General features: G+C 66.0%; 9 protein-coding genes. All 9 read right to left on the bottom strand.

Annotation, left to right across the window (positions count from 1 at the left end):
• A partial coding sequence (locus VR71_RS00040) for a phage tail length tape measure family protein (protein ID WP_045680037.1) occupies positions 1-2,055 on the bottom strand: 2,055 nt, incomplete at its 3' end.
• Between the two features lies 1 nt (position 2,056).
• Entirely contained in the window at positions 2,057-2,317 is a 261-nt protein-coding gene (locus VR71_RS00035; RefSeq protein ID WP_296429641.1) for a DUF1799 domain-containing protein, read from the bottom strand.
• Between the two features lie 86 nt (positions 2,318-2,403).
• The gene (locus tag VR71_RS00030; protein WP_045680034.1) at positions 2,404-2,733 is read right to left on the bottom strand and encodes a hypothetical protein; all 330 of its coding nucleotides are present in this window, start codon (positions 2,731-2,733) and stop codon (positions 2,404-2,406) included.
• 49 nt (positions 2,734-2,782) lie between these two features.
• Entirely contained in the window at positions 2,783-3,718 is a 936-nt protein-coding gene (locus VR71_RS00025; protein WP_045680032.1) for a phage tail tube protein, read from the bottom strand.
• The gene (locus VR71_RS24440) at positions 3,715-3,843 is read right to left on the bottom strand and encodes a hypothetical protein (RefSeq protein ID WP_296429639.1); all 129 of its coding nucleotides are present in this window, start codon (positions 3,841-3,843) and stop codon (positions 3,715-3,717) included. The genes VR71_RS00025 and VR71_RS24440 overlap by 4 nt, the downstream gene beginning before the upstream one ends.
• Positions 3,840-4,274: a hypothetical protein gene (locus tag VR71_RS00020; protein ID WP_045680031.1), complete on the bottom strand. Its 435-nt coding sequence runs from the start codon at positions 4,272-4,274 to the stop codon at positions 3,840-3,842. The genes VR71_RS24440 and VR71_RS00020 overlap by 4 nt, the downstream gene beginning before the upstream one ends.
• The gene (locus tag VR71_RS00015) at positions 4,271-4,774 is read right to left on the bottom strand and encodes a phage virion morphogenesis protein (RefSeq protein ID WP_045680029.1); all 504 of its coding nucleotides are present in this window, start codon (positions 4,772-4,774) and stop codon (positions 4,271-4,273) included. The genes VR71_RS00020 and VR71_RS00015 overlap by 4 nt, the downstream gene beginning before the upstream one ends.
• 1 nt (position 4,775) lies before the next feature.
• Positions 4,776-5,201, bottom strand: coding sequence for a DUF1320 domain-containing protein (locus VR71_RS00010; protein ID WP_045680027.1), 426 nt, complete (start codon positions 5,199-5,201; stop codon positions 4,776-4,778).
• On the bottom strand, positions 5,201-5,428 hold the full coding sequence (locus VR71_RS00005; RefSeq protein ID WP_045680025.1) for a hypothetical protein: 228 nt from the start codon (positions 5,426-5,428) through the stop codon (positions 5,201-5,203). Before VR71_RS00005 ends, VR71_RS00010 begins: the two co-directional genes overlap by 1 nt.
• Between the last annotated feature and the right edge of the window lie 49 nt (positions 5,429-5,477).

Genomic DNA, 5,477 nt, shown 5'->3' with positions numbered 1-5,477 from the left:
CATGTCGCCGATCCCCTCCCAGACGTCCCGGAGGCTTTCGGCCTCGAGCAGCACGTCGTCGACGGCGTTGTTGAATTCCTCCTTGCGCTCCATGGCGACGCGCTCGTTCTCATGGGCCTCGACGAGCGCCTCGATCTCCGCGCGTTGCTTTGGCGTCGCGGCGGTCAGGCGGTCGCGCAGGCGGATCATCTCGCGCTGCACCGGGTCGCTCTCGCGCAGCGCCTCGATCTCGCGCCGCTTGCTCTCGATCAGCCGGTCGAGCGCCTGCTGTTCGCGCAGGGTCTCGTTGGCCGATGCGCCACGCGCGCCGCTGCCGGACCGCGTCGGCCGGGCTAGCTCGTTGAGGCGGGATGTCTCACGGGCCAGTTCGACAACGGCGTCCCGGCGCGCATTTAGGTCATCGACTGTTGCCGTATCGCCGCTGGCCTCGCCCCGGATTACCGCCGTCTCGCGGTCGAACCTAGCACCGGCCAAGGCTCCGGCGCGCCCAATCGGATCGTCGCGAAACTCCGCCCGGATACGGGCGTTCTCCAACCCGACCTGGCCTTGGGATTGCAGGTCGAACATGGCATCGACGGCACCGCGCACCTCGGCCGAGAGCCGCGCGGCCTCGTCGGCGGCCGCGCGGATGCTGCCGGACATGTCGCTCGTCGCGATTTCAAAGGTGTGTTGTGCGGCCTCGCGCATGGCCTCTTTTGTTTCTTCGCTCGCGCCAGAGGCGTCGGCCTCCGCAAGCGCCGCATCGAGGGCGAACTGCGCGCGCAACCGCGTCACCTCGGCACTGTCCGCGCCTGCCCGCGCGATAGCCTCGGCCACGCCATTCTGCTGGATCATGGTCGAGAGCGTGGCCTGCGCCGCCGCCTCGGCCTTCAGCTGCTCGCCGGTGCTTTTGGTCACCAGATCGAGGAAGGTCAGCATTTCTTCGGTCTGGCGGTTTCGGGCGGGGTCTTCCCCTTGCAGCTTGGCAACTTCGGCCAGGGTCAGACGCATTTTGTCAAGCGTCAGGAGGCGGTCTTGCTCTGCCTCGGACGTCTCCCCCGAGGCCAGCGCGGCGCGGGTGTAGCTCTCGATCAGCGCGTCGACGGCGGCGGCTTGTTCTTCGACCGTGCCTTGCGCGGCCTCCTGAAGGGCGGCGAAATCGTTGAGAACGTCTTGAACAAGTTCACGGCTCCCGGCACGCATCCGCCCAAAGAGACCGCTGAGGTCGAACTCAGAAGCGAGCGTGGAGAGCGCTTGACCCTCGGCCACGTCGAGCCCGCCGTCGACCGATTGCGGCAGGAGGTTGCGGTTGCGGTTGATGCGCCCAAAGTCCACGCCGGTTTCGCCCAGAAAATCTCCGATGTTTTCGCCGGTCTCACGGGCGGTGATACGCTTCTCGGCCTCGACGATCCGGTCGAGCAGGTCTTGGGCGCGGTCCACAAAGCCTTCGCCGAAGCGGTCGGCCAGTTCGAGCCGGGTGGATGAGGCCTCGGCGATCTTGTCCCTCAGGCTGTCGATCCGGTTCTCGAGCGCCTCGACGCTGTCCGCGAAACTCTCGGCCTCTTCCGAGGAGGACATGAACCAATTGACCACGGTAGCGGTCGCCGCCAGTGCGCCGATGGTGATCAGATTGATCGGGCTCAGCATCGCGAGAACCGCCCCGCCCAATGCCCGGAACGCGCCCGCCGCCCCGAGCGGCCCGATCACCTGAGTGATTTGCGTGCCCTGCTGAATGGCCAGCGTGAGCGGGTTCTGACCCGCCGCGAGCATGACAAACACGTCATTGCCCTGCGCCACGAGGTTGCCCATCGAGCCTGCGGCGAGGCGATTGGCCGAGGCCATTTTCTGGGTCGCCGCTGCATTGACCTCGGCGGCCGAGCTTGCCGCCCTAAGGCCCGTAGCGGAGGTTCTGGCGGCCGTCTCAAGCTGCTTGACCCCGCGTGCGGCGGTTGCACCTTGGGTGCCGACGCCGCGAATGTCCTGGGAGGCCGATTTCGCGGCGGTGCCGGTGGCCTGCAACTCCGCCTTCGCCTGATCGGCGTCCATGAGGATCTCGCCCTGGACACGGAATGCCATCTCAGTTCTCCCTCATCGCGGCCACAGCCGCGCCTTCGATCACCTGCACCTCGGCCCAAAGCGCGGGCGTGACCTTGACCCCGCTCATGCGCAGGCCCGCCCGCGCGGCCGTGTAGTCAAGGCCCACCACGCGGAAACCCGCCAGCCCGGCCGAGACGGTGCGCCATTGATTGCAGACCGCGAGAAAGGCCCGCACCGCCGGGACATTCTGCGGCCAAACACCAGAGCCGGACGGATCGCGGCGGAGGTGACCCGGGTCGATCCCCCAGAATTCCGCCTCGTCGTCATGGTCGCCGCCTGCGTCATCTGCGATCAGGTCGCCGCGCGCCCATGCCCGCCCGGCCCATTTCAGTTTTTTACCCGTTTCCCCACCAACGCCGCGTAATAGGCGTTGACCAGGGCGACGCGGACATAGGCCAGTCCAATCAGCCGGTCGCGCAGGCCGTGGCTGTAAGGCAGCTTGTTGCCCTTCTCGTCCTCGATGTCGTCGAGACTGACGATGGCCGCCGACAGGAACTCGCGCTCGCCGCGCGTGGTGCGCATGTCGAGCGCCTCAATCTCTTCATCGGGCAGCACGCGGAAGGTGGCATTGAGCGTCTGGAGATCATGGCCGCCATCGGCGGGCACCTTGATCTCGACAGGGTGGGTGAAGGTCGGCGTCTGGTCGATCTTGAACATGGGGGTGAACTCTCTTTCAAAGGGGCATTGAAGGGGGCGTTGAACCCCCTCAGGTGAGCGTCATCGCCCACTGGTCGGCGGCGGTGGAGGCGGTGGGCAGTGGCACGAGGCGCAGCGGCCATTCCTTGCGGCCTTGCCCGTCCTCCAGCCCCTCGGGACGCTGCATCTGGGCATTCGGGGCCGCGATATTGACGATGTTGCCCGCCGTCTTGCCGTGCTCGATCTCGACGGCGACCTTCTCTTGGGTGGCCGCCATGGTGAACGGGTTGAAGGTGGAGAGCGTCACGGCGCGCACCCGCGCCTCGATGGTGTTCTCATGCCCGTCGAGGATCACTTCCTCCTCGCCGATCAGAAACTGCGCCTCGATGCGGTTGGCGAGGGTGAGCTTGAAATTGCGCATCACGAGCGAGGTGCTATCAATCGTGAAGACCGGCGTGTTGGCATCCGACGCGGCCAGCGGGTCGGGAATGCCGATAAAGTCCGGGGTTGGCTGGACCACGTCGGCCGGGGCCACATAGAGGGCCGTGAACTCGAACTCGATATAGGGAATGCCCGAGGCCGAGACGTCAAAGGCGGCGGTGCCGCGCACGCCCACCATGGCATAGAGCGTGCCGCCGATATTGAGGTGGAGTGTGATGCTCTCGAGGTTTGAATAGACCCGGTTGTAGACCACGGAGGTGGCCGCCGTCACGGTCTCGGCACAGCCGCAGGCGCGCAGGAGACGGCCCCAGCGGGGCGCGGTGCCGACGGTACCGGAGCCTGCCAGTTCGACCTTGAACGAGATCGTGCGGTGCAGATCGACGGGGATCGTGCCGGTGGGGCCGCCGTGCGGCGTATCGAGATTGCGGTCCAGATCCTGACCCTGCATCGGCGACAGGCGCACATCCGTGGCGAGGATTGCATCAGTGCCGGTCGGGGCGGCATCGGTGCCATAGGTGGTTTCCTGCTTGGCCAGCAGGACCTTGCGTCTCCAGAGCAGGCTCATTTGTCAGCGTCCTTCTTCTCGGGTTTCGGGGTGGGGGCGGGCTTTGAGGGCGACGCATCCGCGCGCTTCAGCGCGCCCTTGTCATCGCGGGTGTACGCCCCGCCGGAGGTCGGAAGATTGGTCATGAGAGGATCCTCAGTTGGTCATCGATGGAGAAATCAAGCTGGTAGGCGAGCACACCGGCACCGCTGGACATGAGTTGGCCGCGCTCGAACCGGAAGACACCGACCTCGTCGCCCGGTGCCCATCCCGCCAAGGCGCGCACCACGCGCATCAGGAACTGGTCGATCTTGTCGAGGGAGGCGGCCCCGGTGCGATCAAAACTTTGGGCGAAGATCACCACGCTCGTGCGGTGGGTCAGCATCTGGCTGAACACACCCGACGCAGCATCCGGGCGGCCCCCCTGAATGCCGGAGGGAAAGACATAGGCCGCGACCGATTGCGCCGGCAGTTTCTTCGAGCGGATCAGATCGACAAAGGCGCGCCCGCCGTCGATACGACCGCCAAGTTCGGGCACCTCAGCCGCGAGGCGGGCCATGACATCGGAGATGTTCATGCGAATACCTCGCGGAGATAGGTCTCGACCGTGTCCACGATGTCGGTCTCGTCCTTGTCGTCAAAGCCCAGAAAGGGCCGGGCTGGAATTTCGACCTGGTCGACCATGATGAATTGGCCATTGGGCAGGGTGAAGGCGAGTTTGGCCGTGGCGTCACCGCCCGCGGCCTTCGGCTCGATGAACGCGCCAAACTGATGGGTGGCGGCGTAGGGCACGTTGGTGCCGATGCGCGCGGACTGGCTGTCAGCCTCTGTCACGATGCTGTCCCGCAGGCGTGTACTGTCGACCAGCGTCTTGCCGCCGAACTCGCGCGCGCGGTGCGAGACGGGCCACGCGATGCCGCCCGGGCCTTCGCCCTTCTCGAACCGCTCCGAGACGGAGGTTTCCAGAACGGTGCCGATGCGGCGCATCAAAGGGGTGAGGTCGGACAACTGGCGCAGGCCATTGGCAATGGCGCTGTCAAAGTCGAGACTGTCGAGGCTGACTGTGAGGGTGACCATCTCAGAACCCCTTCAGGCTGTCGCGGGTGAAGGTGCCCTCCGGCGCGCTGATCTGGGGTAGCTGGGGATTGCCCCGGCCTGTGTCCTCGGGCGTCTCGTCTCCGAGCGAGGCCTCGCCCTTGCGCACTTCGCGCAGAAAGCTGATCGCGGCCTCATAGCCCTCTTCGGCCCCGTCAAAGGCGGCGGCCCGCGCACCGAGCAGCCGGTACCAGGCAATTGCCGCAGTATGCATCGTCAGGACACGGGGCGGATTGTCTGCATTGTAAAGCCCTGCGACATAGCTCTCGGCGACAGACACGGCGTCGTCCACGGCCACCTGCAGCGCGGTCATACCGATCACGCCGGGGATTGTGTCACGCGCCGTCACTTCGGCGAGGAAGCCTTCGCCGTAGCGGTCGATCATGTCTTGCACAGTCAGGTAGGCCATCAGCGGGCCACCCCTTTGACGGCCCACATGACGGCCTCTTCGATCTTGGTGCGCGCGAGGGAAAACTCGCGGCCCTGATCGGCGGCGATCTCGTCGAGAAACCTTTGGCCGATATCCTTGATCGCCTCGACCCGGGCCTTCTCGATGTCGCCCAGTTTGCGGTAGCTGTGCCGCACGGGGCTGTTTTCGACCCGGGTGTCGTCGGTGCTCTTGATCGTCTCGGCCATGGCGCGCCTCCGGGTTGGGTGTTTGGTGCCGGTCTCTCCCGGCTGTCAC

Origin of the sequence: Roseovarius sp. BRH_c41 (assembly GCF_000961715.1) — a bacterium.
GTDB lineage: Bacteria > Pseudomonadota > Alphaproteobacteria > Rhodobacterales > Rhodobacteraceae > Roseovarius.
Note: the sequence above shows the minus strand (reverse complement) of the source record. Positions and strands in the feature narration are given on the sequence as shown.

What these genes read in the sequence shown, in the direction of transcription:
- VR71_RS00030 (WP_045680034.1), bottom strand. Translation starts at nt 2,733, where the DNA reads ATGTTCAAGATCGACCAGACGCCGACCTTCACCCACCCTGTCGAGATC.
- VR71_RS00025 (WP_045680032.1), bottom strand. Translation starts at nt 3,718, where the DNA reads ATGAGCCTGCTCTGGAGACGCAAGGTCCTGCTGGCCAAGCAGGAAACC.
- VR71_RS24440 (WP_296429639.1), bottom strand. Translation starts at nt 3,843, where the DNA reads ATGACCAATCTTCCGACCTCCGGCGGGGCGTACACCCGCGATGACAAG.
- VR71_RS00020 (WP_045680031.1), bottom strand. Translation starts at nt 4,274, where the DNA reads ATGAACATCTCCGATGTCATGGCCCGCCTCGCGGCTGAGGTGCCCGAA.
- VR71_RS00015 (WP_045680029.1), bottom strand. Translation starts at nt 4,774, where the DNA reads ATGGTCACCCTCACAGTCAGCCTCGACAGTCTCGACTTTGACAGCGCC.
- VR71_RS00010 (WP_045680027.1), bottom strand. Translation starts at nt 5,201, where the DNA reads ATGGCCTACCTGACTGTGCAAGACATGATCGACCGCTACGGCGAAGGC.
- VR71_RS00005 (WP_045680025.1), bottom strand. Translation starts at nt 5,428, where the DNA reads ATGGCCGAGACGATCAAGAGCACCGACGACACCCGGGTCGAAAACAGC.